The following is a 25,723-nucleotide window of genomic DNA, read 5'->3' on the forward strand; positions in this document are numbered from 1 at the left end:
GCACGCGTTGTCCCGCAAGAAAATGCGGAGCGAGGCATAATCATGTGATATTATGTCGCGTTCTTACAATTCAATGTAACATTTGGGGTGCATGCAACACTTGCGACCCGAAGGGCTCGGAACGCCTGGCGTTACGAGTTCTCCACTCCAAGGGGCGGCGATCTGCGGATGGCCGCCCTTTTTTTGCGCCTTGCTCCCGCTGCTCGGCTATTGGCAGGCTGCGGAGTTTCTCTTAGATGCGATGCATCGCCATAAGAGAAGGATCGCCGCCCATGACAGCCAAGCTTTTGCGCATCACTGCCCTTGCCACCAGCACGCTCGCCCTGTCGGCCTGTGCCGCAAGCCCGATGCCGCAAAGCGCCGCGTCCGTTCCGCCGGTATCGGCAGAGGCAACCGTCCCGTCGGACATCAACAGCTTCTTCGAATTGTACGACAGCGCGCTGCTTGAGCTATCGCCGCAAACAAAATCCTATCGCGGAATCCGGGACGAGGATTACGGCCTCTGGAATGATCCGTCCGCCGAAGCTGAAGAGGCGCAGCGCGCCATGCGCCTTTCTTTCCTCGCCCGCATGCGCAGCGGCTACGATCTCGGCGATTTGGAAGGGCAGGAGGCACTGTCCTATCGCCTGTTCGAAGCGACCAATGCGCGATCCGAACTGCTTTACCCTTTCCGCGAGTATGACTACATTTTCGATCAGATGCGCGGCGCGCAAAGCGGAATCCCGGCCTTTCTCATCAACACGCATGCTGTGCAGAATGTAGATCATGCCCGCGCTTACATCGATCGGATCGGGGGCATCGGCCCTTATCTCGATACGCTGATCGCCCGGTCCGCGACGCGTGCCGATAATGGCGTAATGCCGCCTGATTGGGTTTACCCCTACGTTCTCTCGGACGTTACCAATCTGCTCGATGCAGGGCTGGACAATGCCGTACTCGAAGATTTTCGCAGCGAAGTGTCGGACCTTGACATCAGCGCAGATGAGCGCGCCGCCCTGATTGCCGATGCAGAAGCGGCGTGGTCATCCTTCGCCGCCCCCGCCTACGGCCGCTTGCGCTCCGAAATGCTGCGTCAGCAGGCCTATGCGCCGACGCAAGACGGCATCTGGCGCTTTGAACGCGGTGCCGAATATTACGATGCGCTGCTGAGCTATTACACGACGACCGATCTCAGTGCCGATGAAATCCACCAGATCGGCCTTGACGAAGTGGACCGGATCCACGGCGAAATGCGCGCGATCATGCAGCAGGTCGGTTTCGAAGGGACTCTTCAGGAGTTCTTCGAATTTACCCGAACCGATGATCGCTTCTTCCACACCAGCCGCGAAGATTACCTGGCCGAGGTCGATGCAGTCATCGCGGCAATGGATGAGCGCCTGCCCGAATATTTCATCACGCTTCCCGAACATGAGCTGGAAGTAAAACCGGTCGAAGCCTTTCGCGAGCAAAGCGCAGGAAAGGCGTTTTACCAGAGCCCCGCGCCGGACGGCTCACGCCCCGGACGATATTACGTCAACCTCTACAATCTGCGCGATATGAGCCGGAATGAGCTGGAAGCACTCGCCTATCATGAGGCTTCTCCTGGCCATCACATGCAACGCTCTATCCAGACGGCGCTTGGCGACCTGCCGCCTTTCCGGCGCTTTGGCGGATTCACCGCCTATACTGAAGGCTGGGGCCTCTATTCCGAAGAATTGCCCAAGGAGATGGGGTTCTACACCGATCCCTATTCCGATTTCGGGCGGCTCGGCATGGAGCTGTGGCGCGCTTGCCGCCTCGTCGTCGATACCGGCATGCACCATCACCGCTGGAGCCGGGAGGAGGGCATTGCTTACCTCACCGAAAATACGCCCAACCCCGATGGCGATATTCGCAAGGCGATCGAGCGCTACCTTGTATATCCCGGCCAAGCGACCGCCTATACCATCGGCAAGCTGAAGATCATGGAGCTGCGCGAACGTGCGCGAAACGAGCTGGGTGAGGATTTCGACATCCGGATGTTTCATGAAGTGGTGCTGACAAATGGCCCGGTGCCGCTCGATATCCTTGAAGAACAGGTCGACGACTGGATCGCTTCGGAAATACGGTGATGCAGCGGAATTGAGACGTGTCGCTATCGTCCGGTGATCCGACGCGGGATGGGGGTTCCGCGTAATGGCGCGCCCCTTTTCGCTCACCTATTACGATCCGCCGGAGAGTTTGAAACGGCACATAACCGTGCTGTTCCATTTCGCTACCGAAGCCGATCTTACCGAGGATTCGGTTTCGGGAGCGCTCGCGCAATTCAATATTTTTCCGCGCGGCACGGGAGAGATTTGTTTCGATGCGGGCACGCAGCCTGTCACCGCCAAGGCCAATTTACATGCCGGGATGACGAAGGCCGCGAGTTTCCGCATGCGAGGCCCGTGGCATGCAATCGGCGCGAGTCTCACGCCGCTCGGCTGGGCGGCACTGACCGGGCAGGCGGCCAGCGACCACATCGATCGCTATTTCCCTGCGGCGGAACTCCTGGGCGAGGAGGCATTTGCTTTTGGCGAGGAGGTGAGCGCGCAATATATTTTGGGCCAATTGGAGCCTGAGGCTGCGTGTGATGCCGTCGGCGATTGGCTGGCCGCCCGCCTGGGATCTGTGTCGCCGCAGCATGAAAAGCTGATCGAACAGACAATCTCATGGCTTGGTAGCGCGCTTAATCCCGATATCGAGGATTTGTTTCCAACCCTCAATTACTCGCGCCGTCAGGCCGAGCGGCTTGTGGAGCGGTTTTTCGGTCTTCCGCCAGCGGCTGTTGCCCGAAAATTTCGCGCCATTCGTTCGGCTGCGATCCTGGCAAAAGAGGGCCTGTCCGATGCCGAGGCGGCGGCTGTCGCGGAAGCCTTCTACGATCAGCCGCATATGGTGCGCGAAATCCGCCGCTATTGCGGCCACACGCCGACGCGGCTCGGCGGAGCAGGGCAGCCGATCTTGAAAACCCTGCTGCAGATGAAGAATTTCGACCGATTGCAGAAATTTCGGGCTCTCTAAACCACAAAGGCGCATCCGCGCCTTTGTCCTCGCTAGACGCGCTCCGCTTCGCTGCGCGCCCGCTGCGGGCGGCCGTTCGGCCTTGCCCTCGGCTGGTCGCCGAGCGAACTCCGTAAGACCGATCGAAGGGATCGCAATGATCGCCAGCCGTAGGCAGGCGACAGCGAGCAACCGCGAAGCCCGCAGGTGCCGCGCAGGCGGAACGAAGTCCCGCCGGAGCGAATAGCACCGAGGACGCGCGCCCGGATGGGCGTGCGGAAGACAAAAATGCTAACGACTCGCAACAAGGGGAAATGGCTTGATTCCGCCAGTTTTCCGCATAGATGGCTAATCGGAACAATTTGGTCCAATTAGGAATCGCTCGCAAGCCATGCGCCTGTCCAATCTTGCCGATTACGCCGTCGTCACCATGAGTGCGGCTGCGCGCCATTGCGGTGGCGGGCGCACCAGCGCGAGTGAGCTGGCGAGCGAGACGGGCTTGCCGGTGCCGACAGTGCAAAAGGTGGTCAGCAAGCTGAGCGCTGCTGGCCTGCTGCGCTCCACACGCGGGGCAGGAGGCGGCTTGCAGCTGGCGCGTCCGGCTGCAGCGATCAGCGTGGCTGACATTGTCGAGGCGGTGGAAGGGCCGATTGCGCTCACGCCTTGCGTCACGGGCAGCGAATGCGCGGTCGAAGAAAACTGCGCGGTGAAGCCGCATTGGCCCGTCGTGAACGCAGCCCTGCGCGGCGCGCTCGCCGATATTTCGCTGGTACAACTGGCGCGAACAGAAACACAGGAAACCGAAGTCGCATGACTGATTATGTGAAACTCCAGGATCGCTCCGAAATGGATGCTCCAGAAACAGACCGGGAAGCCAAGGAAGCCGCTGCAAAAGCGGCGGAATATGAGCACGGCTGGTCTTCGGACATCGAAACCGAATTCGCAGAGAAAGGCCTCACTGAAGATACGGTGCGCTTTATCTCGGCGAAAAAGGGTGAGCCGGAATGGATGCTCGAATGGCGACTGAAAGCCTTCCGCCTGTGGCAGACCATGGAGGAGCCCGACTGGGGCAAGCTCGGCTATCCCGAGATCGATTATCAGGATGCCTATTACTTCGCCGAGCCGAAGAAGAAGCCGAAGCTTGAATCGCTCGACGAACTCGATCCGGAGATAAAGGCGGTTTACGACAAGCTGGGCATTCCGATTGCCGAGCAGGAAGTGCTCGCCGGCGTCGAAGGTGCGCGCAAGGTCGCGGTCGACGCGGTGTTCGACAGCGTTTCAGTCGCCACCACCTTCCGTGAGGAGTTGAAAAAAGCAGGTGTGATCTTCCTGTCCATCAGCGAGGCGATCAAGGAATATCCCGATCTGGTGAAGAAATGGCTCGGCAAGGTCGTGCCGCAGAAGGATAACTTCTTCGCTACGCTCAATTGCGCGGTCTTCTCGGACGGCACCTTTGTTTACATCCCGGAAGGCGTGCGTTGCCCGATGGAGCTCAGCACCTATTTCCGCATCAATGCAGAGAATACAGGGCAGTTCGAACGCACGCTGATCGTGGCCGAGAAGGGGTCTTACGTTTCCTATCTCGAAGGCTGCACCGCACCCATGCGTGATGAGAACCAGCTGCATGCTGCCGTGGTGGAACTGGTCGCGATGGAAGATGCTGAGATCAAATATTCGACCGTCCAGAATTGGTATCCGGGCAATAGCGAAGGCGTGGGCGGAATCTACAATTTCGTCACCAAGCGCGGCCTGTGCCAGGGCGCTCGCTCGAAGATCAGCTGGACGCAGGTCGAAACCGGCTCTGCGGTGACGTGGAAATATCCGTCATGCGTGCTCAACGGCAAGGATTCGGTCGGCGAATTTTATTCGGTCGCCGTGACGAACAATCACCAGCAGGCCGATACCGGAACGAAGATGATCCACAATGCGAGCGGCACCCGCTCCACGATCATTTCCAAGGGTGTTTCTGCGGGCAAAAGCAACAACACCTATCGCGGCAAGGTGGCGATTGCCGCCAATGCCGAGAACTGCCGCAACTTTACCGAGTGCGACAGCCTGCTTCTCGGCAGCGAATGCGGCGCGCACACCGTGCCCTATATCGAGGTGCGCAACCCCACCGCGCAGATCGAGCACGAGGCGACCACCAGCAAGATCTCCGACGACCAGCTGTTCTATGCCATGCAACGCGGGCTGGACGAAGAAGAGGCCGTGGCGCTGATCGTCAACGGTTTCGCCAAGGACGTGCTGAAGGAGCTGCCGATGGAATTCGCCGTTGAAGCGCAGAAGCTGCTGGCTATTTCGCTCGAGGGGAGTGTGGGATGATGGGCAGGCGTCACGCAGAAGAACAGCGACTTTTTCTCGCTTTAGTCGCAGCTATTTTTCTTGGATTGGGCATTTTTGGCCCGGACACTGGCGATAGTGCTGGGTCCGGGCTTAGGTTGCTTTCGCTGATCATAGGGATTGGTGCAGTCGCAGGGCTTATTCTTAATTATTATCGCCATTTCAGAGGCCAACGTGACTGAGCGGAAAACCCTTAAAGTCCGCGACACCGCCGAAGCGCCTGAGCTCAAAAAAAAGGGCCGCGGCTGGGAAATCAGCGAAAAGCGGCTCGATGCGCTGCATGATCGTGCGCGCGAAATGAAGCGGCATGCGAGCCCTGCGCACAAGGCGCTGGCCGAGCGTTTCGCCAAGGCTGACCTTGGTCGCTACACTTTCAAGCGCTTCGCCGTTGTCGGCAGCGCGATCGTCGATTTCAATTGCCATATCCTCGGCATGGCTATCGTGATCGATGAGGAAGGCGATGACGAGAAGCTCAACCGCCGCCGCGACAAGAGCCTCGAAAGCGTCGGCATCAAGGTGATGCACCTCAAGGCCGCGGATATTCTCGAGAATATGGACGACGTTTTGAAGCGCATCACCGCCGGAATGCGCCTGCGTATTGCCGACAAGGCCGAAGCTAGGCGCGAGCATTTCGCCCAGCGCAAAACCGGACAGAAAGAACGCTACTAATGCTGATAATTGAAAACCTCTCCGCCGAAATTGACGGCAAGCAAATCCTCAACGGCCTGACCCTCACGGTCGAGGCGGGCGAAATCCACGCCATCATGGGGCCCAATGGCGCGGGCAAGTCGACGCTCGCCTATGTGTTGGGCGGCCGCCCCGGTTACGAAGTGACCGGCGGTTCGGTGACGTTCAATGGTAAGGACCTGCTCGACATGGATCCGCATGAGCGGGCCGCTGCGGGCATGTTTCTGGGCTTCCAGTATCCGGTCGAAATTCCCGGCGTTTCCAATGTCCAGTTCCTGCGCGAAGCGCTCAATTCCCAGCGCAAGGCGCGCGGGGAAGAGCCGCTGTCGGGTGGGGAATTCCTGAAGCTCGCCAAGGAAAAGGCCGGGCTGTTGAAACTCGACATGGATATGCTCAAGCGCAATGTGAATGTGGGCTTTTCGGGCGGCGAGAAGAAGCGCAACGAGATGGTGCAGATGGGCATTCTCGACCCGCAGTTCGCCGTGCTGGACGAGACCGATAGCGGCCTCGATATCGATGCACTGCGCGTCGTGGGCGAAGGCATCAATACGATCATGCGCGATCCCGCCAAGGGCGTGTTGCTGATCACCCACTACCAGCGCCTGCTCGATGTGGTGCAGCCGGACAAGGTGAGCATCCTCGCCAAGGGTCGCATTGTCGAGACCGGCGGCCCCGAACTGGCGCATCGCCTTGAAGAAGAAGGCTATGATGCCGTCATGAAGGAGGACGCCTGATGCTGCTTTTAAGTCTTTTGCTGGCGCAGGCCGCGACCGTACCGCAGGACGCGCCGCCACCGCCTGAAGTGCAGGAAGAAATCCGCGTCATGGCCGAGCGACTTGGCGGCTCCACCATCGACGTCCGCCGCCGCGACGGTGTGTTCCTCTGCGACGTGGAAGTGAGCACCGGTGATGAGGCGCTAGATAATGTGCGCTGCGATGCCTTGCGCTATTGCATGATGCAGGTCGATCCGCAGATCCAGGCGCTCGCCGATCTCGACCTGCCGCGCCGCGAGTTGAATGCGCGCATCAACGAACTCGCGCAAAGCGTCGGACCATGTTCAGAGGACTACGAAGACGCAGTACTCACCCGCATGGCTTGGGAGCGCGCGCAATCGTGACAAATCTGCTCGCACTCGCATTGCTCGCATCGCCGCTTCAAGCGCAGGAGGTTCCCGCCGAAGTCGAGAACCAGATCTTGGTCATGGCGGAACGCCTGCGCTCGATTGAGGTGAATGTCGGGCAGGACCGGGAAGGCAATTGGCATTGCAGCCTCTCTGCATCCAGCGGCAGCGAAATCATCGATAGCCGGCTGTGCCGCACCACCACCCATTGCGTGCGCGAAAACGGCGATGATCGCGCCGCCATCGAAGAATGCGTTCGCACGCATCGCAGCCGGACGCTCGCCGATTTTCGGCAGCGGCTGATTGAGGAACGGCAATGACCGACACTGCAACTCTCCCAAGGCCCACAAATCGCGACGAGGATTGGCGATATTCGGACGGCAAGTTTCTTGCCGAATCTGCGCCTGAAGCGATGCAGACGTGGAGCGAAATCGAGGTTCCCGCTGGCGAGACCCGGTGTGAGATACTCGCTACCGGTGAGGGCGCCGTCGAACGCCTGCGCGTGACCGTAGGCAAGGGTGCTCGTCTCGAAGCTTTCGCCATTCTCGACAAAGACAGCTATCGTCGCACCGAAGTCGAAGTGACGCTGCACGATGGCGCGCATTTCGAATTTGGCGGTGTGACGATTGGCGGCGGCGAGGCGACGCAGGAATTCGTCACCCGCACAATCCATGCAGAGCCCAATGGCACGTCGAACCAGACGGTCCGCGCGGTCCATTGGGGCAAGGCGACGGGCAATTTCCTAGGCCGGATCGAAGTCGTGCGCGATGCGCAGAAAACCGATGCGGCGCAGAATTTTCGGGCCATCCTGCTGGAAAAGGGCGCAACGGCGAATACCAAGCCTGAACTCGAAATTTATGCCGACGATGTGCAATGCGCACACGGTGCCGCAATCGGCCAAATGGATGAAATGGCGGGCTATTACATGGCCAGCCGCGGCCTGCCGCCCAAGGTCGCGCGCAAACTGCTGGTGCAAGCCTTTATCGGCGATGCTTTCGTCGAGCTGGCCGATGACGGGCTGCGCGAAGAGATGATGGAACAGGCGCTCGCCAAGCTGGATGAGGCTGAGCTGTGAGCACTGCAACACTATCCCGCAAAGCCGATTTCCCTGGCCTCATCACCGCAGACGGCGCGCCTTGGCACTATCTCGACAGCGCCGCGACCGCGCAGAAGCCGCAGGCCGTGATCGACGCGATGGCGCGCGCTCTCGGTGAGAATTACGCCACCGTGCATCGGGGTGTCTATTCGCGCTCTGCCGAAATGACCCTGGGCTATGAAGAGGCGCGCCGCAAAATTGCTGCGCTGATCGGTGCAGATGACAGCGAGGTCGTGTTCACGCGCGGTGCGACCGAGGCGATCAATCTCGTCGCATACTCCTATCCGGATAAGGGCAGGGTCCTGCTATCCGAATTGGAACATCATTCGAATATCGTTCCGTGGCAATTGGCGGGTTGGCAGGTCGATGTGTGCCCGTTGACCGACGACGGGCAGATCGATCTCGATGCTGCCGAAGCCATGCTGACACGCGAACACACGATGGTGAGCTTCGCGCATGTCTCCAATGTGCTGGGGTCAGTCCTTGACGCCGAGCGCGCCGCAGAGTTGGCGCACAGTGTCGGCGCAAAGCTTCTTCTCGACGGGTGTCAATCTGTACCGCGCATGCCTGTCGATGTAGCCGCGCTCGATTGCGATTTCTATGCCCTCTCGGCACACAAGCTATATGGCCCGACCGGGATTGGCGCGCTGTGGGGCAGGGCGGAACTGCTCGATGCCATGCCACCTTGGCAAGGCGGCGGCGCGATGATCGATCAGGTCGGGTTCGACCGGACAACTTATGCGCCCGCACCGCAACGCTTCGAGGCCGGAACGCCCGCCATCACCGAAGCCATCACTTTCGGCGCGGCCTGCGATTACGTGCGGAATATCGGGCTGGAAAGCATCCATGCACACGAAGCGCGGCTGGTTGCCCAAACGCGCGATGCGCTTGGCGCGATGAACGATGTGACGCTTTATGGGCCCGAAGAGTCTGCGGGGATCGTCAGTTTCCTGATCGATGGTATTCACCCGCACGATTTGGGCACCATATTGGATGAAGAGAATGTGGCGATCCGCGCGGGCCACCATTGCGCGCAGCCACTGATGGAAAAGCTCGGCATTCCCGCCACCGCGCGCGCCAGCTTTGGCATTTATTCAGATGAAGAGGACGTCGCGGCGCTTATTCGCGGCATCGAACGCACCAAAAGGATTTTCGGCTGATGGATAATCACGATTCAGCGCCAAGCGACGAGAAAGACTACATCGCGGCTCCTTCGCCGACCGAGCAGGTCGTCGAAAAGCCGCCGCGCGCCCGTGTGGAAGATGCGCCGTTGCCCGATCACATCTCGGAAGAGGACGTAAAGGAAACCGCAGGCGCAAAGCTGGAGCGCAAGCGCGATTATCTCGATGGCTTTCTCGCCAAAAAGCCCGAAGGCGTGGCTCCGGGTGAGCCGGGCGGCGAATTGCACCAGACGGTGATCGATGCGCTGAAGGACATTTATGATCCGGAAATCCCGGTGAATATCTATGACCTCGGCCTCATTTACAATGTGGAGGTCTCCGATGATTCCGACGTGGTCGTCACCATGACGCTCACGACGCCGCATTGTCCGGTGGCCGAGACGATGCCGAATGAAATCGAAATGCGCGTGATGGGCCTGCCCGGCGTGCGCGATGCCGAAGTCGTGGTGACATGGGATCCGCCATGGGATCCGTCCAAGATGTCGGACGAAGCGCGCCTCGAACTGGGAATGCTCTGATGGCTGATACGAAGACTCGCGAAATTCCCGCCGCCGTCAAGCTGACACTCTCTGCCGAACAGCGCGTCGCCGACCTGATGGCGAAGGCCCCCGAGGACGCGATTGGGCTGAAGCTTTCCACTCCGCGCAGGGGCTGCTCAGGCCTCGCCTATTCGGTCGATTACATCACTGAAGAAGTCGCCTTCGACGAGAAGATCGAAACGCCGGGCGGCACATTCTACATCGATGGCGCGAGCGTACTCTACCTTGTCGGCAGCGTCATGGACTGGGTGGAAGATGATTTCACCGCTGGCTTCGTATTCGAAAATCCGAATGCCAAGGGCGCATGCGGCTGCGGCGAAAGCTTTATGGTCTGAACTCAGCTGAGTCGCCTACGCACTGGGGCCTCAGCCAGAGTAACTTATCGAGACGACAGCGCCTGGATGCAGGCGAGCCGATCGACCGCCGCACCATCAGACGCGCGGCGTGCCTCCACCCATGTGGCGACGGGCTCTGCGCCCGGCGCGAGCGGATACAGAAACACATCGAGCACGCAAGCCTGCCCTGAAAACTGCAGCTTGCGCATATCGCCTTCGCGCACATTGAGGCGTGGCTCGCCGAAGCGGCGCGTCAGGACGGCAGCCGGCTCGCGGATGATGCCGCCGAGGCCGGGGCCCTCCATGATGCGCGGTGCGGGAACACTACCGATCGCGCGCGGGGCTGCAGGAGCGGAAGGTGGCACCTGCGTCGTCTCATCGACCGGGCGCGGCGGAGGTGGCGGCACGTCCTGCGGCGTGGTGGCGCAGGCGGAAAGTAAAGCAAAGGATGCGAAAGTCGCGAGAAGGCGCATGGGGTCAGGAAGCTTTCTGCAAACGGCGGTTCCGATGGATGAGGTGAGTGGCACTTGCTGCGCCGAGCACGGGAGCGAGCAGATTCGCAAATGGCACAGCGAGTAGTCCGGCAATCGCTCCGCCCAGCAGGAAGCGCTCTCCTTTGCTGACCGGCGGACCATCAGCTGCACTCCCTTGATGACGCAGCCAGACCATGTCCTGCAATTCGCGGCCTACCAACAGCGCATTGACGAACCAGAAGACGACAAAAGTGCCCACACCGGTTACCAGCAGCAGGACTGCTATAGGCAGCGCGATAAGGTTGAATAGCAGCGCGCGCAGGGCGGAGCGGCCCGCATTGCGCGCCTGTTCGGCAAAGCCCAGCTCGCGCGCCATGCTGGCTTCCTCAGGGTAGTGTTTGCGTTCAACCGCCAGCACGACTTCGTCGGCGAAGAATTGCACCACCGTCATCGCCACGAGGCGCCAGACGAGCCAGAGCCCTATGATTGCCAGTACCAGCGACACCGCTCCTCGCACCGCGCCTGCCCCTGCAAAACTGTCATCCTCCAGCCCGCCGCTCAGCAGTGCCCAGTCGAGCAGGTTCCACCCAAGAAACGCCACACCCACAAAAACCACCAGCGTCACGGCGAGGCTTTTCAAGAGGATGCGCAGCACCGCGCCATCGAACAGCTGTCCGAAGCCAAGCGCCAAAGATTTTCCGAGCCGTGTCATCTTGGGTTGCGATTGCGCGGCCCTTCCGCCAAGTCAACGCCGACGCGGCGAAACCCGCCAAATAATCGATTATTACCGCATCAGGAGTTTTCATGACCGAACCCCGTTACGACGTTATCGCCATCGGCAATGCCGTGGTGGACGTGATCGCATCGTGCAGCGATGAGTTGATTGAGGAGCTGGGCCTCAATCGCGGCGGCATGACGCTGATCGATGAGGAGCGGGCGAAGGAACTCTACGACGCAATGCCGCCGGCGCGCGAACTGTCGGGTGGTTCGGCGGCCAACACTCTGGCCGGTTTGAGCACGCTCGGCCTGCAATGCGCCTTCATCGGTCAGGTCGCCGACGATCAGCTGGGCGAGGTTTTTCGTCATGACATGCGCGCAACCGGCATCGATTTCGACACGCCCGCCCGCGAAGGCGAGCCGGCGACAGGCCGCGTGATGATTTTCGTCACGCCCGATGGCGAGCGCACGATGAACACCTTCCTCGGCGCTGGACAATTCCTGCCCGCGGGCGCGCTCGATGAAAATCTGATTGCCAGCGGCGCGATTCTTTATCTCGAAGGTTATCTCTGGGATCCGGAAGAGCCGCGCAAGGCCATGCGCCGCGCCATCGATGTGGCCAAGGCGGCGGGCCGCAAGGTCGCCTTCACCGCCAGCGAAAGCTTCGTGATTGATCGCCATGGCGACGATTTCCGCCAGATGATTGATGACGGCGTGATCGATATCCTGTTCGTCAACGAGCATGAACTCGCCACGCTGACAGGCGAGGATGATTTCGACGCCGGCATCGCCGCTGTGCAGGACAAAGTGCCCGTCCTTGTCGCTACCCGCAGCGCCAAGGGCGCGATTTGCGTGGCGAATGGAGAGCGCTTCGAAACCGCGGCAGAGCCGATCGACAAGGTCGTCGACACGACTGGCGCGGGTGACCAGTTCGCCGCAGGCTTCCTCTCAGGCCATGCCAAGGGTGAACCAATCGACGCCTGCCTCAAGCGCGGCGCTGTGGCCGCCGCCGAAGTGATCAGCCATTACGGCCCGCGTCCGGAAGTCGATATGAAAGCGCTGATGGCGGAGAAGCTGGGCTAATTAGCTCTTCTTTGTGAGGGATTTGGCCGCCCTCTTTATTTCGGTGATCTTAGCATCAGCATCCGCTTGGCGATTATCCTTCCTCCTCTTGTCGAATGTTGCATAAGCCTGTTCAGCATGACGTTTGGCTGCGGTCATTTTGACACGACCACCATGTTGCAAGACGACTCGGCCCAAAGTCTTGAGTTGGCTGTCGAGGAAGGCACTGACTTCATGCATAAGCGTTAGTCTCCCGAGCTCAACTTGGTCTTCGAACATGTCCAACAACATAGTCGTCAACCTGTTCAACTCACGAACCTCGCCTTCGCCAAGGTAATTTTTTGAGATGGCAACATCTGATTTTCGGATGTTCTCGTTTGGCCATGATTGAAGTCCCATATTGGGCTCGGATGCATCGGCTCTACTTGCAATCACCCCAGCGGGAGTGTCTGAACATACCGCGTAAACGAGCTTGGCTTGCGTGTTCCTGTAGAATTCCTGCCAAACCTGTGACTTGCCATCATAATCTTGGCACATTGCGCAAATTTGTCGAAGCTCTCGGTAAACATTCGCTTCGTCCGCTCGGATGTCGCGAATGATTTCCTTAAGTTCTTTTAGCCTGTCTCGATATTCAGGGTTCTTCAGCCGAGCTGAGTCAATCACGAAACCTTTTGTGGCAAACTGCACGAGCTTCTCAGTGGCCCATTTGCGGAAAAGCGTCGCTTGCTTTGAGGCAACTCGGTAGCCAACCGAAATGACCATATCGAGGCTGTAGAGAGTTGCAGGTCTGCCGAGACTTGTTTGCGCTTTTTGCAAAGAAGTCGCCTCTTCGAGCTCTCCTTCTTCAAGGATATTCGAGATGTGCCGAGAAATAGTAGAGATGTCACGGCCATAGAGAGATCCGATCTGGGCCTGGGTCATCCAGAGCTGATCACCTGAATAGTTTACTTCGACATGTAAGCCCGTTCCGTCGCCATAGACGAGAAAGTGATCTCCGGTTCCCTCATCCTCTTGGAGGTGAACAGGTTCAATATCAGACATCGCATTCTCGAATCGGTTGGAACTAATCAAGAACATATAACACGATGATCTTCTATCTGCGAGAAGATGAGTGTGTTATCCCCGCTCCAGCTCCCGCCAGCCGATATCGCTCCGATAGAAGCCGCTGGGGAACTCAACGGCTGAAACGGCCGCGTAGGCGGCATCGCGGGCGGCTTTCGTGTCCTTGCCCAGCGCGGTGACATTCAGCACCCGGCCGCCATTGGCGACGAGCTGATCGCCTTCGAGCTTCGTGCCCGCGTGGAAGACCTTGGCCCCGGTGGCTTCGGCATGGCCGAGATGGATAGCACCGCCTTTTTCGGGCGTGCCGGGATAGCCCTTCGCGCACATCACCACGGTCATGGCTGTGTCGTCACTGAATTCCGGTTCCGGCATGTCGCCGAGGGTCCCCTTGGCGCAGGCGAGCATGTAATCGGCGAGATCGCTCTGCAGCCGCATCATCAGCACCTGGCATTCGGGATCGCCGAAGCGGGCGTTGTATTCGACCAGCTTCACGCCCTCATCGGTCAGCATGAGGCCTGCATAGAGAACGCCTTGGTAGGCATGACGGTCCTTGCGCATCTGCCGCACCGTGGGGAAGATGATCCTCTCGAGCGTTTCCGCCACCAGCTCGTCAGTCAGTACGCGGGCCGGGCTGTAGGCGCCCATGCCGCCGGTATTGGGCCCGGTATCGCCATCGCCCACGCGCTTGTGATCCTGCGCCGTGCCGAAGGGCACGACCGTCTCGCCATCGGTGATGGCAAAGAAGCTGGCTTCCTCGCCTGCCATGAATTCCTCGATCACCACCTCAGCGCCCGCGGCACCGAATTTGCCGCCGAACATGTCTTCCAGCGCTTCTTCGGCGTGGTCGATACTGTCAGCGATGACCACGCCTTTGCCCGCAGCCAGCCCATCGGCTTTCAGCACGAAGGGCGGGGCGAAAGTGCTGAGCGCCTGACGCGCCTGTTCCAGCGAGGTGCAGCGCACATAGCCAGCAGTAGGGATGCCCGCCCGGTCGCACATCTCCTTGGTAAAGGCCTTGGAGCCTTCGAGCTGGGCAGCTTCCTTGCCCGGCCCGAAGGTGGGGATGCCGGCTGCCGACAGACTGTCCGCCAGCCCATCGACCAGTGGTGCCTCGGGGCCGATCACGACAAGCCCGATGTCGTGCTCTTTGGCAAAGCCGATCACCGCATCATGATCGCCCGCATCCAGGCTCACCAACTGCGCGCATTCGGCCATTCCCGGATTGCCCGGGGATACGTATAGCGTTCCGCCCTGCTCGGCCACAGCTGCGGATTGCGCCAGCTTCCAGCACAGGGCATGTTCGCGCCCGCCCGAACCCAGGACAAGGATATTCATGGCTGACGATACTCCATATGGCGATGCTGCTTCGGGCGATGGCGGTCTGGTAGCGAAGGGCCGCGATGGCGACAATGCCGCGCCGCTATCGATTACCGCAATTTCGCAGGCGCTGAAGCGCACGGTCGAGGATCGTTTCGGCTTCGTGCGGCTGCGCGGAGAGCTTTCGGGCGTGAAGCGGGCGGCATCGGGCCATGTCTATATGAGCCTCAAGGATGAGGGCGCGGTACTCGATGCGGTGATGTGGCGCGGCAATGCCGGGCGGCTGCCTTTCCAGCCGGAAGACGGCATTGAAGTGGTCGCAAGCGGCAAGCTGACGACGTATCCGGGACGCTCCAAATACCAGATTGTGGTCGATCGGATGGAGATCGCGGGCGAGGGCGCGCTGCTCGCCCTGCTGGAAAAGAACCGCAAGAAATTCGAGGCGGAAGGCCTCTTCGGCAATGTCCGCCGCCTGCCCTTCGCACCTAAGGTTATCGGCGTCGTGACGTCACCGACCGGGGCCGTGATCCGCGATATCCTGCACCGTCTCGAAGATCGCTTTCCTACGCATGTGCTGGTCTGGCCGGTGCTGGTGCAGGGGCAGGGCGCGGCAGAGCAAGTTGCGGTGGCGGTGCGTGGGTTCGGCGCTCTGGAGCCGGGCGGCGCAGTGCCGAGGCCCGACTTGCTGATCGTGGCGCGCGGCGGCGGTTCAATCGAGGATCTGTGGGCCTTCAACGAAGAGCCGGTTGTGCGCGCTGTCGCCGAATCGCCTATTCCAGTCATCAGCGCCGTCGGGCATGAAACCGATACGACGCTTTGCGATTTCGCTGCCGACAAGCGTGCGCCTACGCCGACGGCAGCGGCGGAAATCGCCGTGCCTGTGAAACGCGAACTGGAGGCGACGCTCGATGATCTCGCGCTGCGCCAGCGCAAAGTGGTGCGGCGCCCACTCGATCTTGGCCGTGAGCGGCTGGAGGCACGCGTGCAGCGCCTGCCGGGCGCAGAGCAATTGCTGCAGCCCCACGCACAGCGGCTCGACGATCTAGGTGCGCGCCTGCGACAGGGATTGATCGATCGCGCGGCCAAGGGGCGCGAGCGGCTGGCTGAGGCACGCCTTTCGCCCGGCATCCTGCGCAGCGCGTTGCGCGATGCATCGCAGCGGCTCACCTCGGCGCGATTGGTGTCAGCGCTTGTCAGCCGGCCAATTGCGGAACGCCGCCAGCAGCTTGATGCGCTGGCCCGCCTCGCCGAGCAATTGCATCCCGAAAAACCCTTGGCGCGTGGCTATGCCATGGTGCTCGATGGAGATGGCAAGGCGGTCACGACAGCGGCGGCGGCTGGAAGCGAGCCAGTGCTCGGCATCCGGTTCTCCGATGGAGAAATCAGGGCCGTGCCGGGCGACTCGCCTCGAAAGCCGCGCAAGGCAGCCAAGGCGAAGCCGAAAGACGCAGATACCGGCCAGACAGAGCTGTTCTAGGCCTTTCGGTCCTGTGGCGTGCAAATTGCTTTGTTGCCAAGCTGCCCCTAAATAGGGGAGATGCTCATGAATTCGTCAGAAAACGCCGCCACTTTGCTCTACGGGCCGAATGGCTTTCGCGTCATCAAGCCGGGACATTTCGTGCCCTGTGCTGTGAGCGGCGTGCCCGTTCCGCTGGAAGAGCTTCGTTATTGGAGCGTCGATCGACAGGAAGCTTATGCGACTGCTGAATTGTCGACCCAGCGCGCGATGGACGAGGCGTGATGGGCAAGGCCTGGTTTGCAGGGCCCGCGATTATCGCGCTGATTGCCGGATGCGCCGTCGTACCTTCAGTTGAGGCCACATCGGAAAACACCGAAACGGTGCAACCCGTCGCCACCGCTACGCCAGCGCCCATTCCTGCGCCTGCTCCTGCCCCCACGCCGACCCCAACCGGGCCCTCAACGTTCCTGTATGACGGTGAGCTGACGCAAGGCGGATGGATCCGGGGCCAAGCTCCCGGCGGCACCGCAACTGCGCGCTTGGGCGAACAGGAATTGTCACTTGATGACGAGGGGCGGTTTTTCGCAGCTTTTGACCGCGACGCTGAGCGCACGACCGAATTGGTAGCGACACTTGAAAACGGCCGAGAAGTGCGCAGCCCGATCACCGTCTCCCTGCGCGACTGGAATATCGAACACGTCAACGTCGCTCGCCGACCCGGCGGAGCGAGCGAAGCCTTCATGCGCCGCCGCCAGCCGGAGCTCGACGCGATCTGGGATGCACGCACCGCCAATTCGGACAGCGATGGGTGGAAGCAGGACTTCATCTGGCCGGTTACCGGGCGCATTTCGGGCCGTTTCGGCTCGCAGCGCATCTATCGCGGTGAACCCGGCAGCTATCACTCCGGCCTGGATATTGCGCCCGGTGCAGGCGTGCCCTTTGTCGCTCCCGCCGATGGCGTGGTGACGCTGGCGGCGGATGATCCTTTCAGCCTCGAAGGCCATCTGATCATCATCGATCACGGCGCGGGTCTGAACAGCGCGTTCCTGCATAGCTCGCAGATCTTCGTGACCGAGGGACAGCGGGTGCAACAGGGCGATCGGCTCGGCCTGATCGGCGCGACCGGCCGCGCAACGGGTCCGCATCTGCATTGGAGCATCAAATGGCACCTGGCGCGGCTTGATCCGCTGCTGTTTGTCGGCCCCATGCCATAACCAGGCGGCAGGTGCTTTCCTCGATCCGTCGCCGCAAAAGGCTTGTCCTGCTCATTGTAATCGGCGTGCTGCTGCTGGTGCTCAGCTGGTGGCGCAGCCCTGTATCGCTGCGTCCCTCCGACCACTTTAATGTGACGCAACTTGCCGTGCCCAAGGCATCGGGACAGGGGCAAGTTACCGCGACCCATGTTTGGGAAGTGAATGGATCAGGCGCCGGCTTTGGCGGCTTCTCCGCCCTGATCGCGATGCCGAATGATCAATTGCGCGCATTTTCCGACCGCAATTGGCGACTCACTTTTACCATGGAAGAGAACGGGCCGGCGGGCATGAATACCGCTCAGGTTATCCCTGCCGATGGTTTCGGCCTCTCGCTCTTCGACATCGAGGCGGCGACCTCTGCGCCTGATGGCTCTGCCTATTGGCTTTCTTACGAAGCGACTCATGCGATCCACCGGTATGGCGCAGACGACTCAGCGGAAGCGGTGCGATTGCTGGAGGAAGAGCTCAGCCTTCCACTCAATGCGGGGCTAGAGGCGTTGGTTCGGCTGGCGGACGGACAGTTTCTCGCTTTCGCGGAGGGCCAGAATGACGGCTATGTCTTTACAGGCGATCCCGCAGATGGAGCCGAATTGGCGAGCTTCCCCGTCGAATGGCCTGTCGCGGATTACCGCCCGACCGATGCCTCGCAATTACCGGATGGCCGGGTGCTGGTGCTTATGCGGCGCTTCTCTCCGTTACCGCTTCCCACGTTCGAAAGCCTGCTGGTGGTGGGCGAGTCCCCCGTTCCCGATGCGATCTGGAGGCCGCAATTGCTCGCCAGTCTTGAAGGCATTGTGCCGCGCGAGAATTATGAAGGGCTTGCGGTGCGTCCGCTGCCCGGTGGTGCAGCCGAACTGTGGCTGATTTCAGACGACAATTTCTCCGCCTTCCAGCGCACCCTGCTGGCGCGGTTGGTCTACGCGCCCTGATCGCAAGTACGAAAAAGCGCGCGAAGGATAACCCTCGCGCGCCATAAATTTCGTTTTTGACCGCCGAAGCTTAGGCCGCTTCAGCCCCAGAATCGTTCAGGGCTTTCTTCAGCTCACGCTTCACCTTGAGCGCGCGCGTCGAAAGCTTCTCGTCGCGAGTCTTCAGCAGCCAGTTGTCGAGACCGCCATTGTGCTCAACACTGCGCAGGCCGTGCGTGGAGACGCGGAACTTGAACGCACGGTCGAGCTTTTCGCTCAGCAGCGTGACGTTCTGCAGGTTGGGCAGGAATACCCGCTTGGTCTTGTTGTTGGCGTGGCTAACATTGTTGCCGACCTGGCGGCCCTTGCCGGTAAGTTCGCAGATGCGCGACATGGCGAAATCTCTCGCTAATTTGTGATTCGGTTACAGCTTTAAGCTGGGAAAGGCGCGCGCATAGCGGTGGGGGGCGCTTGCGTCAAGCAACTCCGGGCCCTAGCGCATGGGGCAATGACCCGTTGGCCCACTCCCGAAGCAATGACGCGTGCCCTCGAATTGGCGCGCGAAGCCGCGCGTGTGGGCGAAGTGCCGGTCGGCGCGGTAGTCGTCAAGAACGGTGCGATAATCGGAGAAGGCTACAATCTGACTCGCTCCAGCCCCGATCCGACGGCCCATGCCGAAATCGAAGCGATTCGCCGCGCGGCCAAGCATCTTGGCGATGAACGCCTGACCGGCTGCGATCTCTTCGTGACGCTGGAACCCTGCGCCATGTGCGCGGGCGCAATCAGCCACGCGCGCATCGCGCGGCTATATTATGCGGCAAGTGACCCCAAGGGCGGCGCCGTCGATCACGGCGCCCACGTGTTCGATCAGGAGCAATGCCTGCACCGACCTGAGGTCTATTCCGGCATGGCTGAAGGCGAGGCGGGGGAGTTGTTGCGCGAATTTTTCAGGGAACGGAGATAGTTCCGACCGAAACGCTAGAGATCACCAACGTTTTTGAGAAAGCAACTGGTCGATTTCAGCCAATTGTTCCTTCAGCATAGCAATCAACTTAGCATTATCAGGTGGATCGCCTGCGCCGCCACCATCGGCAGGGCTGGAAAGCAGCTGCAGCTGTCGCTTGATGGCGAGCCGTGCATCCTGAAGCTGTTTTTGGATCGACGCTTCTCTTGCCAAATTCACATCCCCCGCCAGATGCGCACTTCGTCAATGTCGTCAGGCCCGAAGCGTCGACTATCACACGACACGGGCATAAAGTCCGCGCCATAGCAAATCCGCAATTCCTCCAGCCACCCGCGCTCGTTGACATCAAGGCCGATGGCGCTGGCGGGTAGCCCGGGATTGGCATCGGAAAGCCGCGTGCGGATCGTCCCGGCGGTCAAATCACGGTCGCGCGAGATACGGTCGAAATCTGGCCAGCGCAGGCTGTTCCAGAGTATGCGTGTCACGCGCAGATAGGTATCGGCATTGCTCGTCATGCAACTGCCGTGCTTGGCCCATTGCCGCGCGATCAGGCGGGTGTCCGGCTGCATGCAGAGCGATGCTGCGACTTCCCGCGCCGAGGGCTCGCCGCGCGTGCCGCACCATTGCGGCCATTGCCCGCGCGGCCCCTCTGGCCATAGACCGTGCACGATAAAGCCGAAACGACCGTCTCGGCCTGAGCATTGGCGCGCATGGCGCGGCGCGTCTTCACGTAGGCGGCAGAATTCGGGGCTCCAGCTCAGCGCCAGCGTGTAGCCGGTGACGCGTGTCTGTCGGACAGGGCCATCGGGCTCGATTTCCGGCAGGGTGATGCGGCCTTGCGGGATGCGGCATTGATAGGCCTGCGCTGCCGCCTGTGCAGGCAGCAGAGCGGCTGCCAGCAGCCATGCAAAAGCGCGGATCAGCTTACCTGACCGGAAAACCATGCTTTCGCGTCGGGCTGGAAGAGGAAGAAGACCGCAATCGCCTTAAGCAGCAGCGCAATCGCGCCGGTCAGGCTTAACGATCCCACATCGCTCGCCAAGGCAGTAATGGCCGACACGGCGGAAAAGGCGACGAACACGACAAGCACCCATTTCACCCAGCCCTGCCTTTTGCGGGAGGCGAGATACCAGAGCAGCATATTGACCGCGAAGCCAAGGATGGTGACTCCAATAATGAAATTCTCCGCCTGGTCCTGCAGCCCGACCTGCGTCCATTCCTGCGCGAGCGCGCCAACTTGCGTATCGAAATTCAGCAGACCGCTCGCCAGGCCCAGCGCTATACTGGCCAGAAAAAACAGATCGAACTTTCGGATGGCATCGGGCCGCACAGTCATTCTCCCCATTTGCTGTGACTGATCATCGGAATGGCAGACCTGTGCCTTCCGGTAAAGACAAAGCCTAAGCGACGGTAAAATCGAGACCGATATCGGCGGCCGGAGCGCTTTGCGTGAGGCGGCCGACGGAGACGTAATCGACGCCTGATGCTGCCTTTGCGTGAATGGTCTCGAGATTGATGCCGCCTGATGCCTCGTTTTTCACGCGGCCTGCCACCAGCTGAACCGCTTCGCGCAGCGTTTCAGGCGACATATTGTCGAGGAGCAGATGGTCTGCGCCAGCGGCCAGTGCAGGCTCGATCTGGTCGATCCGGTCGACTTCGCAAATGATGTGCTCGACGCCTGCATCGCGCGCGCGGCGCACTGCTTCACCGACATTGCCGGCGACCAGGATGTGATTATCCTTGATCATGGCGGCATCCCACAAGCCCATGCGGTGATTGCTCGCGCCGCCCTGGCGTACGGCATATTTCTCCAGATGGCGAAGACCCGGAATGGTCTTGCGCGTATCGAGCAACGTGCAATCCTGATTGTCACCGCCTGCACGCATCGCATCGACATATTGCCGCGCCATGGTGGCGATGCCGGAGAGATGTTGCACGGTGTTGAGCGCGCTCCGCTCTGCCGTCAGCATGGCGCGGGCATTGCCGGACAGGCGCATCAGATCGGTGCCGGGGGTGACCTGCGCGCCTTCCTCCACCAGCACCTCTATGGTCATGTCGGGGTCGAGGTGGCGGAAAAAAGCGACAGCAACGGGGAGGCCTGCAACCGTGATCGCATCGCGGCTGTCCATGACGCCTGAAAAGCGCGCATCTGCCGGAATCACCGATTCGGCAGTCACATCGCGGCCACCACCGGGAAGGCCTTCGCCTAAATCTTCTGCAAGGGTTTCCCGCACGAAGCGGTCAAGGTCGAAGCCGGTCAGCGTGAAATCGGTCATGGGGGCTGTCATGGCGCTTTCCGCCAGCACTCTCAAGCACGCATGAAAAAGCGGCGCTGAAGCTGAGCCTCGCGCCGCGGTTTTCGGATCGGTTAAAAAGCCTCGATCAGCTCGGGATGACAGCCTGCGCTGTCTGGCCATTGCCTTCAGGAGCGGCGAGGATCGTGCGCACGTCCAAACCCTTGTCGACCGTGAAAGTCTCCGGAAAGCCGACGACCGTGCGGATGCCCGGCTCTGCCGTGCCGGCCGCTTCCAGCGCGCTGGTTTCCACTTCGCTGCGCGCGGCAGGGCCGCCGAACAGCGCCTCGAGAGCCTGCTCCGACGCGGTGCCTTCAACCGGGCGCGGTGCGCCGGGCTCTGGCGGGACCATGTGGAAATCGGGCGGGATCACCAGCGGCGCCTGACGCTGCACGGCGAACTCGTCCGGGCGTTCGCGGCTGGCGACATCGATACCACCGCAGGCGGTAAGGCCCGTTGCGGCAGTTGCCAGAATGATGATGCGGGTGAATTTGGCCATTGTCTCTACTCTCTAGCGGCTCAGCGCTTATTCGTTTGCAGTGTCCTGCTCGCCCTCGGGTTTCTCGCGCATGAACAGCGCGCGGGCAAGGATAATCACCACGCCGATGGTTATTGCAGCATCGGCAATATTGAAAATCAGGAAGGGGCGAAAGTCCCCAATGTGGAAATCGGCATAATCGATGACATAGCCATACAGCGCGCGATCACGGATATTGCCCGCTGCCCCGCCCAGAATCAGGCTGAGCGCGAGAATGTCTCCGAAGAGTTTCTCCCGGAACATCCATATGAGGACGACAAGCGCGATGAGCGCGGTGACGCCGACGAGGATCCAGCGCATTTCCACGCTGGTCGCCTCGAACATGCCGAGCGAGACGCCGTAATTGTTGGTGCGGGTGAAATCGAAGAATGGCAGGATCGGGTAGTTCTCGCCGATCTGGTCAAGGCCGAGATCGTTGACGACAAAGTGCTTCACCCATTGGTCCAGCGCGAAGATGATCGCGGCAACAGCAAGGCCGATGGCGCGGAACTTGTTGAGCTGGCTCATGCGCTGGCATCCATTTCGGCAACCACGCTTTCGCAGCGATTGCAAAGGTCGCCATCTTCCTCGACTTCGGGGAGGAGGCGCCAGCATCGGCCACATTTGGCATCGGGGCTATTGGTGACTGACACTTCATCTGCATCGCCGAGCGTCACCTCACCGGTGATGAACAGCGTGGCGAGATCCTCGGCGCTGAAGCCTTCAGGCACGGCGCTTGCGGGCACGGTGACTTCGGCTTCCAGGCCGGAGCGGATGGTCTTCTCGCGGCGCAGCGGCTCGATGGCTTCCATCACCCGTTCACGAAGGTCGCGCAGCTTTTCCCAGCGGTCCGAATTGGCATCGGCTGCGGGGATCGGCTCCAGCTCCAGCATGTGCACGCTGCCGGCATCGGGGTAGCGGGTGCCCCACACTTCTTCGCTGGTGAACACCAGTACCGGCGCGGCATAGCGGATCAGCGCGTGGAACAGCGTGTCGAGCACGGTGCGGTAGGCGCGGCGCTCCACGCTGCCGGGCGCATCGCAATAGAGCCGGTCCTTGCGGATATCGAAGAAGAAGGCCGAAAGGTCCTCATTCATGAAATCGACGAGCGAGCGGGTATAGGCGTTGAAGTCGTAATCGTGAATGCACTGGCGCAGCTTCGCATCCAGCTCACCCAGCAGGCTGAGCATATACCGCTCCAGCTCGGGCATTTCGCTGACATCGACGCGTTCGTTTTCGTCGAAACCGCCGAGCGCGCCGAGCATATAGCGGAAGGTGTTGCGTAGCTTGCGATACTGGTCGGCAACGCCCTTCAGAATTTCCGGCCCGATGCGATGGTCTTCGGTGTAATCGACGCTCAGCGCCCACAGGCGGATGATGTCGGCACCGTATTCCTCCATCACCTTCAGCGGATCGACCGTGTTGCCGAGGCTCTTTGACATCTTGCGCCCGTCCGCCGCCATGGTGAAGCCGTGGGTCAGCACGCTCTTGTAAGGCGCGTGGCCGCGCGTGGCGCAGCTTTCGAGCAGGGAGGACTGGAACCAGCCGCGGTGCTGGTCACTGCCTTCCAGGTAGAGGTCGGCAGGCGATTGCAGGTCCGGCCAATTATCGCTTTCGAGCACGAAGGCGTGCGTCGAGCCGCTATCGAACCAGACATCGAGGATGTCGCCGATCATCTCGTAGTCTTCGAGCTTGTAGCTCGCGCCGAGCAGCGCCTGCGCGTTCTCTTCGGACCACGCATCGACACCGTCCGCCATGATCGCTTCCACTATGCGCTGGTTGACCGCCGGATCGACGAGATATTCGCCGGTCTTGCGATCGACGAACAGCGTGATCGGCACGCCCCATGCGCGCTGGCGGGACAGAACCCAGTCGGGACGCCCCTCGACCATCGAGCCGATCCGGTTCTTGCCCTTCGCCGGAACGAACCGCGTTTTGTCGATTTCGGAGAGGGCCACATCCCTCAACGTCATCCCAGCGGACGCTGGGATCTCGCCGCTTTCCGCGCTGCTCTCAGAGACCCCAGCTTCCGCTGGGGTGACGGAGGGCTTGTCCATCGGCACGAACCATTGCGGGGTGCAGCGATAGATGACCTTGGCTTTGGAGCGCCACGAATGCGGGTAGGAATGCTCGTAATCGGCGGAAGCCGAGAGCAGTGCGCCTGCCTCACGCAGGTCCGAACAAATCGGCCCGTCGGGCGCGTTGAATTTGGGGTTGATGACCGAGCCATTGCGCGCATCGGTGCGCGGCAGCCATTCCCAATCCTCGCGGTAACGCCCGTCGGCATCGACCACGAACTTCGGATTGATGCCATGCGCCTTGCAGAGGTCGAAATCGTCCTCGCCATGGTCGGGTGCCATGTGCACGAGGCCAGTACCGCTGTCGGTGGTGACAAAGTCGCCCGCAAGCAGCGGACGCGGCTCGGCAAAGAACCCGCCGAGATGGTGCATTGGGTGGCGGCAGATTGTGCCGGCGAGGTCAGAGCCTTTGATTGAGCCAACCAAGCCACCTTCACCGGTGGTTGGCTCGTAGCCCCAACGCTTCATTGATTCTGCTTGGCAACCAAAGGCGACAAGCATGCGCTTCCCGTTCCATTCGACGACATCGTAGGAAAGGTCAGGGCCATAAGCCAATGCCTGGTTCACAGGGATCGTCCACGGCGTGGTTGTCCAGATCACCGCATGCGCGCCGACCAACTCCTCGATGGGGCTCTCGACGATCTCAAACGCCACATCGATCTGCGTCGAGGTGATGTCCTCGTATTCGACTTCGGCCTCGGCCAGCGCGGTCTTTTCAACCGGGCTCCACATCACCGGCTTCGCGCCGCGATAGAGCTGGCCACTCTCTGCAAACTTGAGCAATTCGGCAACGATGCCCGCTTCGGCTGCGGGAGCCATCGTCAAATACGGCTTGTCCCACTCACCCGTGATGCCGAGGCGCTTGAATTGTTCGCGCTGCACGCCGACCCATTCGGCGGCATATTCGCGGCATTCCCGGCGGAATTCGCGCACCGGGACTTCATCCTTGTTGCGCTTCTTCTTCTTGTACTTTTCCTCGACCTTCCATTCGATGGGCAGGCCGTGGCAGTCCCAGCCGGGCACATAGGGCGCATCACGCCCAAGCAGGCTCTGCGTGCGGACGACCGCATCCTTCAGCACCTTGTTCAGCGCATGGCCGATATGGATATTGCCATTGGCGTAGGGCGGGCCATCATGCAGCACGAATTTCTCGCGCCCTGCACGCGCCTTGCGCAGCGCCTTGTAGACGCCATCGTCTTCCCAGCGCGCAAGAATGCCCGGTTCCTTCTGCGGAAGGCCGGCCTTCATGGGAAAATCGGTCTTCGGCAGAAAGACGGTGTCCCGGTAATCTCGCTTGCTAGATTCTTCGCTCATAGGGCGC

The 25,723-nt window shown here is 60.8% G+C and carries 30 protein-coding genes; 18 read left to right on the forward strand and 12 right to left on the reverse strand.

Annotation, left to right across the window (positions count from 1 at the left end):
* Positions 1 to 272 precede the first annotated feature (272 nt).
* From I5L03_RS02470 to I5L03_RS02525, 12 genes are all read left to right on the forward strand, one after another.
* Entirely contained in the window at positions 273 to 2,090 is a 1,818-nt protein-coding gene (locus I5L03_RS02470) for a DUF885 domain-containing protein (protein ID WP_197920109.1), read from the forward strand.
* 64 nt (positions 2,091 to 2,154) lie between these two features.
* On the forward strand, positions 2,155 to 3,021 hold the full coding sequence (locus tag I5L03_RS02475; RefSeq protein ID WP_197920110.1) for a helix-turn-helix domain-containing protein: 867 nt from the start codon (positions 2,155 to 2,157) through the stop codon (positions 3,019 to 3,021).
* Between the two features lie 370 nt (positions 3,022 to 3,391).
* Positions 3,392 to 3,814 (forward strand): SUF system Fe-S cluster assembly regulator, encoded by a 423-nt coding sequence (locus I5L03_RS02480; RefSeq protein WP_197920111.1) that lies wholly within the window; start codon positions 3,392 to 3,394, stop codon positions 3,812 to 3,814.
* On the forward strand, positions 3,811 to 5,322 hold the full coding sequence (gene sufB / locus I5L03_RS02485) for a Fe-S cluster assembly protein SufB (RefSeq protein WP_234034996.1): 1,512 nt from the start codon (positions 3,811 to 3,813) through the stop codon (positions 5,320 to 5,322). The genes I5L03_RS02480 and sufB overlap by 4 nt, the downstream gene beginning before the upstream one ends.
* 192 nt (positions 5,323 to 5,514) lie before the next feature.
* A complete protein-coding gene (locus I5L03_RS02490) occupies positions 5,515 to 6,009 on the forward strand; it encodes a DUF559 domain-containing protein (RefSeq protein WP_197920112.1) in 495 nt (164 codons plus the stop codon).
* Positions 6,009 to 6,761 (forward strand): Fe-S cluster assembly ATPase SufC, encoded by a 753-nt coding sequence (gene sufC, locus I5L03_RS02495; protein ID WP_197920113.1) that lies wholly within the window; start codon positions 6,009 to 6,011, stop codon positions 6,759 to 6,761. Before I5L03_RS02490 ends, sufC begins: the two co-directional genes overlap by 1 nt.
* Positions 6,761 to 7,144 carry a hypothetical protein gene (locus tag I5L03_RS02500; protein ID WP_197920114.1) on the forward strand — a complete coding sequence of 128 codons (384 nt, stop codon included), beginning with the start codon at positions 6,761 to 6,763 and terminating at the stop codon, positions 7,142 to 7,144. The genes sufC and I5L03_RS02500 overlap by 1 nt, the downstream gene beginning before the upstream one ends.
* Positions 7,141 to 7,467 carry a hypothetical protein gene (locus I5L03_RS02505; RefSeq protein WP_197920115.1) on the forward strand — a complete coding sequence of 109 codons (327 nt, stop codon included), beginning with the start codon at positions 7,141 to 7,143 and terminating at the stop codon, positions 7,465 to 7,467. Before I5L03_RS02500 ends, I5L03_RS02505 begins: the two co-directional genes overlap by 4 nt.
* A complete protein-coding gene (locus tag I5L03_RS02510; protein WP_197920116.1) occupies positions 7,464 to 8,222 on the forward strand; it encodes a SufD family Fe-S cluster assembly protein in 759 nt (252 codons plus the stop codon). Before I5L03_RS02505 ends, I5L03_RS02510 begins: the two co-directional genes overlap by 4 nt.
* On the forward strand, positions 8,219 to 9,403 hold the full coding sequence (locus I5L03_RS02515) for an aminotransferase class V-fold PLP-dependent enzyme (RefSeq protein WP_197920117.1): 1,185 nt from the start codon (positions 8,219 to 8,221) through the stop codon (positions 9,401 to 9,403). The genes I5L03_RS02510 and I5L03_RS02515 overlap by 4 nt, the downstream gene beginning before the upstream one ends.
* Complete coding sequence (locus I5L03_RS02520) at positions 9,403 to 9,942, forward strand: SUF system Fe-S cluster assembly protein (RefSeq protein WP_197920118.1); 540 nt, start codon at positions 9,403 to 9,405, stop codon at positions 9,940 to 9,942. Before I5L03_RS02515 ends, I5L03_RS02520 begins: the two co-directional genes overlap by 1 nt.
* Positions 9,942 to 10,298, forward strand: coding sequence for a HesB/IscA family protein (locus tag I5L03_RS02525; protein WP_197920119.1), 357 nt, complete (start codon positions 9,942 to 9,944; stop codon positions 10,296 to 10,298). The genes I5L03_RS02520 and I5L03_RS02525 overlap by 1 nt, the downstream gene beginning before the upstream one ends.
* 44 nt (positions 10,299 to 10,342) lie before the next feature.
* Here I5L03_RS02525 and I5L03_RS02530 read toward each other — a convergent pair whose 3' ends face one another.
* Positions 10,343 to 10,771: a hypothetical protein gene (locus I5L03_RS02530; RefSeq protein WP_197920120.1), complete on the reverse strand. Its 429-nt coding sequence runs from the start codon at positions 10,769 to 10,771 to the stop codon at positions 10,343 to 10,345.
* A 4-nt stretch (positions 10,772 to 10,775) separates the two neighbouring features.
* Positions 10,776 to 11,483, reverse strand: coding sequence for an EI24 domain-containing protein (locus I5L03_RS02535; RefSeq protein ID WP_197920121.1), 708 nt, complete (start codon positions 11,481 to 11,483; stop codon positions 10,776 to 10,778).
* 92 nt (positions 11,484 to 11,575) lie between these two features.
* Here I5L03_RS02535 and I5L03_RS02540 point away from each other — a divergent pair, with 92 nt between their 5' ends.
* On the forward strand, positions 11,576 to 12,571 hold the full coding sequence (locus I5L03_RS02540; RefSeq protein ID WP_197920122.1) for an adenosine kinase: 996 nt from the start codon (positions 11,576 to 11,578) through the stop codon (positions 12,569 to 12,571).
* Here the strand turns inward: I5L03_RS02540 and rhuM are convergent, their stop codons facing one another.
* The gene (gene rhuM / locus I5L03_RS02545; RefSeq protein ID WP_197920123.1) at positions 12,572 to 13,591 is read right to left on the reverse strand and encodes a RhuM family protein; all 1,020 of its coding nucleotides are present in this window, start codon (positions 13,589 to 13,591) and stop codon (positions 12,572 to 12,574) included. It abuts the gene before it with no gap.
* Positions 13,592 to 13,666: 75 nt separating this feature from the next.
* Entirely contained in the window at positions 13,667 to 14,947 is a 1,281-nt protein-coding gene (purD, locus tag I5L03_RS02550; RefSeq protein ID WP_197920124.1) for a phosphoribosylamine--glycine ligase, read from the reverse strand.
* Between purD and xseA the strand changes: the two genes are divergently transcribed.
* The 4 genes from xseA to I5L03_RS02570 are packed head-to-tail and all read left to right on the forward strand — an operon-like array spanning position 14,946 to position 18,570.
* On the forward strand, positions 14,946 to 16,406 hold the full coding sequence (gene xseA / locus I5L03_RS02555) for an exodeoxyribonuclease VII large subunit (RefSeq protein WP_197920125.1): 1,461 nt from the start codon (positions 14,946 to 14,948) through the stop codon (positions 16,404 to 16,406). The genes purD and xseA overlap by 2 nt on opposite strands.
* 60 nt (positions 16,407 to 16,466) lie before the next feature.
* Positions 16,467 to 16,670, forward strand: coding sequence for a DUF2093 domain-containing protein (locus tag I5L03_RS02560; protein WP_197920126.1), 204 nt, complete (start codon positions 16,467 to 16,469; stop codon positions 16,668 to 16,670).
* Complete coding sequence (locus I5L03_RS02565; RefSeq protein WP_197920698.1) at positions 16,670 to 17,602, forward strand: M23 family metallopeptidase; 933 nt, start codon at positions 16,670 to 16,672, stop codon at positions 17,600 to 17,602. The genes I5L03_RS02560 and I5L03_RS02565 overlap by 1 nt, the downstream gene beginning before the upstream one ends.
* Positions 17,603 to 17,613: 11 nt before the next feature.
* Positions 17,614 to 18,570, forward strand: coding sequence for an esterase-like activity of phytase family protein (locus I5L03_RS02570; RefSeq protein WP_197920127.1), 957 nt, complete (start codon positions 17,614 to 17,616; stop codon positions 18,568 to 18,570).
* Positions 18,571 to 18,640: 70 nt separating this feature from the next.
* Here the strand turns inward: I5L03_RS02570 and rpmB are convergent, their stop codons facing one another.
* Positions 18,641 to 18,943, reverse strand: a complete 303-nt coding sequence (gene rpmB / locus I5L03_RS02575) for a 50S ribosomal protein L28 (RefSeq protein WP_197920128.1) — start codon at positions 18,941 to 18,943, stop codon at positions 18,641 to 18,643.
* Positions 18,944 to 19,057: 114 nt separating this feature from the next.
* Here rpmB and I5L03_RS02580 point away from each other — a divergent pair, with 114 nt between their 5' ends.
* A complete protein-coding gene (locus I5L03_RS02580) occupies positions 19,058 to 19,513 on the forward strand; it encodes a nucleoside deaminase (RefSeq protein ID WP_197920129.1) in 456 nt (151 codons plus the stop codon).
* A 21-nt stretch (positions 19,514 to 19,534) separates the two neighbouring features.
* On the opposite strand, the gene I5L03_RS02585 is transcribed toward I5L03_RS02580, so the two are convergent.
* From I5L03_RS02585 to ileS, 7 genes are all read right to left on the reverse strand, one after another.
* On the reverse strand, positions 19,535 to 19,726 hold the full coding sequence (locus I5L03_RS02585) for a hypothetical protein (RefSeq protein WP_197920130.1): 192 nt from the start codon (positions 19,724 to 19,726) through the stop codon (positions 19,535 to 19,537).
* 2 nt (positions 19,727 to 19,728) lie between these two features.
* Positions 19,729 to 20,457, reverse strand: a complete 729-nt coding sequence (locus I5L03_RS02590; RefSeq protein WP_197920131.1) for a ribonuclease T2 family protein — start codon at positions 20,455 to 20,457, stop codon at positions 19,729 to 19,731.
* Positions 20,433 to 20,849, reverse strand: a complete 417-nt coding sequence (locus tag I5L03_RS02595; RefSeq protein ID WP_234034997.1) for a hypothetical protein — start codon at positions 20,847 to 20,849, stop codon at positions 20,433 to 20,435. Before I5L03_RS02595 ends, I5L03_RS02590 begins: the two co-directional genes overlap by 25 nt.
* Positions 20,850 to 20,913: 64 nt before the next feature.
* Entirely contained in the window at positions 20,914 to 21,789 is an 876-nt protein-coding gene (gene nadC, locus I5L03_RS02600) for a carboxylating nicotinate-nucleotide diphosphorylase (RefSeq protein WP_197920133.1), read from the reverse strand.
* A 106-nt stretch (positions 21,790 to 21,895) separates the two neighbouring features.
* Positions 21,896 to 22,306, reverse strand: a complete 411-nt coding sequence (locus I5L03_RS02605) for a DUF3035 domain-containing protein (protein WP_197920134.1) — start codon at positions 22,304 to 22,306, stop codon at positions 21,896 to 21,898.
* Positions 22,307 to 22,333: 27 nt separating this feature from the next.
* Positions 22,334 to 22,852 carry a signal peptidase II gene (gene lspA, locus I5L03_RS02610; RefSeq protein WP_197920135.1) on the reverse strand — a complete coding sequence of 173 codons (519 nt, stop codon included), beginning with the start codon at positions 22,850 to 22,852 and terminating at the stop codon, positions 22,334 to 22,336.
* On the reverse strand, positions 22,849 to 25,716 hold the full coding sequence (ileS, locus tag I5L03_RS02615) for an isoleucine--tRNA ligase (RefSeq protein ID WP_197920136.1): 2,868 nt from the start codon (positions 25,714 to 25,716) through the stop codon (positions 22,849 to 22,851). Before ileS ends, lspA begins: the two co-directional genes overlap by 4 nt.
* Positions 25,717 to 25,723: the final 7 nt, after the last annotated feature.

Origin of the sequence: Aurantiacibacter sediminis (genome assembly GCF_016019885.1) — a bacterium.
In the GTDB taxonomy this organism is placed as follows: domain Bacteria; phylum Pseudomonadota; class Alphaproteobacteria; order Sphingomonadales; family Sphingomonadaceae; genus Alteraurantiacibacter; species Alteraurantiacibacter sediminis.

Coding starts and splice junctions, on each gene's coding strand:
- I5L03_RS02470 (WP_197920109.1), top strand. CDS start 273: ATGACAGCCAAGCTTTTGCGCATCACTGCCCTTGCCACCAGCACGCTC.
- I5L03_RS02475 (WP_197920110.1), top strand. CDS start 2,155: ATGGCGCGCCCCTTTTCGCTCACCTATTACGATCCGCCGGAGAGTTTG.
- I5L03_RS02480 (WP_197920111.1), top strand. CDS start 3,392: ATGCGCCTGTCCAATCTTGCCGATTACGCCGTCGTCACCATGAGTGCG.
- sufB (WP_234034996.1), top strand. CDS start 3,811: ATGACTGATTATGTGAAACTCCAGGATCGCTCCGAAATGGATGCTCCA.
- sufC (WP_197920113.1), top strand. CDS start 6,009: ATGCTGATAATTGAAAACCTCTCCGCCGAAATTGACGGCAAGCAAATC.
- I5L03_RS02500 (WP_197920114.1), top strand. CDS start 6,761: ATGCTGCTTTTAAGTCTTTTGCTGGCGCAGGCCGCGACCGTACCGCAG.
- I5L03_RS02510 (WP_197920116.1), top strand. CDS start 7,464: ATGACCGACACTGCAACTCTCCCAAGGCCCACAAATCGCGACGAGGAT.
- I5L03_RS02520 (WP_197920118.1), top strand. CDS start 9,403: ATGGATAATCACGATTCAGCGCCAAGCGACGAGAAAGACTACATCGCG.
- I5L03_RS02525 (WP_197920119.1), top strand. CDS start 9,942: ATGGCTGATACGAAGACTCGCGAAATTCCCGCCGCCGTCAAGCTGACA.
- I5L03_RS02530 (WP_197920120.1), bottom strand. CDS start 10,771: ATGCGCCTTCTCGCGACTTTCGCATCCTTTGCTTTACTTTCCGCCTGC.
- I5L03_RS02535 (WP_197920121.1), bottom strand. CDS start 11,483: ATGACACGGCTCGGAAAATCTTTGGCGCTTGGCTTCGGACAGCTGTTC.
- I5L03_RS02540 (WP_197920122.1), top strand. CDS start 11,576: ATGACCGAACCCCGTTACGACGTTATCGCCATCGGCAATGCCGTGGTG.
- rhuM (WP_197920123.1), bottom strand. CDS start 13,591: ATGTCTGATATTGAACCTGTTCACCTCCAAGAGGATGAGGGAACCGGA.
- xseA (WP_197920125.1), top strand. CDS start 14,946: ATGGCTGACGATACTCCATATGGCGATGCTGCTTCGGGCGATGGCGGT.
- purD (WP_197920124.1), bottom strand. CDS start 14,947: ATGAATATCCTTGTCCTGGGTTCGGGCGGGCGCGAACATGCCCTGTGC.
- I5L03_RS02560 (WP_197920126.1), top strand. CDS start 16,467: ATGCTCATGAATTCGTCAGAAAACGCCGCCACTTTGCTCTACGGGCCG.
- I5L03_RS02565 (WP_197920698.1), top strand. CDS start 16,670: ATGGGCAAGGCCTGGTTTGCAGGGCCCGCGATTATCGCGCTGATTGCC.
- rpmB (WP_197920128.1), bottom strand. CDS start 18,943: ATGTCGCGCATCTGCGAACTTACCGGCAAGGGCCGCCAGGTCGGCAAC.
- I5L03_RS02580 (WP_197920129.1), top strand. CDS start 19,058: ATGACCCGTTGGCCCACTCCCGAAGCAATGACGCGTGCCCTCGAATTG.
- I5L03_RS02590 (WP_197920131.1), bottom strand. CDS start 20,457: ATGGTTTTCCGGTCAGGTAAGCTGATCCGCGCTTTTGCATGGCTGCTG.
- I5L03_RS02595 (WP_234034997.1), bottom strand. CDS start 20,849: ATGACTGTGCGGCCCGATGCCATCCGAAAGTTCGATCTGTTTTTTCTG.
- nadC (WP_197920133.1), bottom strand. CDS start 21,789: ATGACCGATTTCACGCTGACCGGCTTCGACCTTGACCGCTTCGTGCGG.
- I5L03_RS02605 (WP_197920134.1), bottom strand. CDS start 22,306: ATGGCCAAATTCACCCGCATCATCATTCTGGCAACTGCCGCAACGGGC.
- lspA (WP_197920135.1), bottom strand. CDS start 22,852: ATGAGCCAGCTCAACAAGTTCCGCGCCATCGGCCTTGCTGTTGCCGCG.
- ileS (WP_197920136.1), bottom strand. CDS start 25,716: ATGAGCGAAGAATCTAGCAAGCGAGATTACCGGGACACCGTCTTTCTG.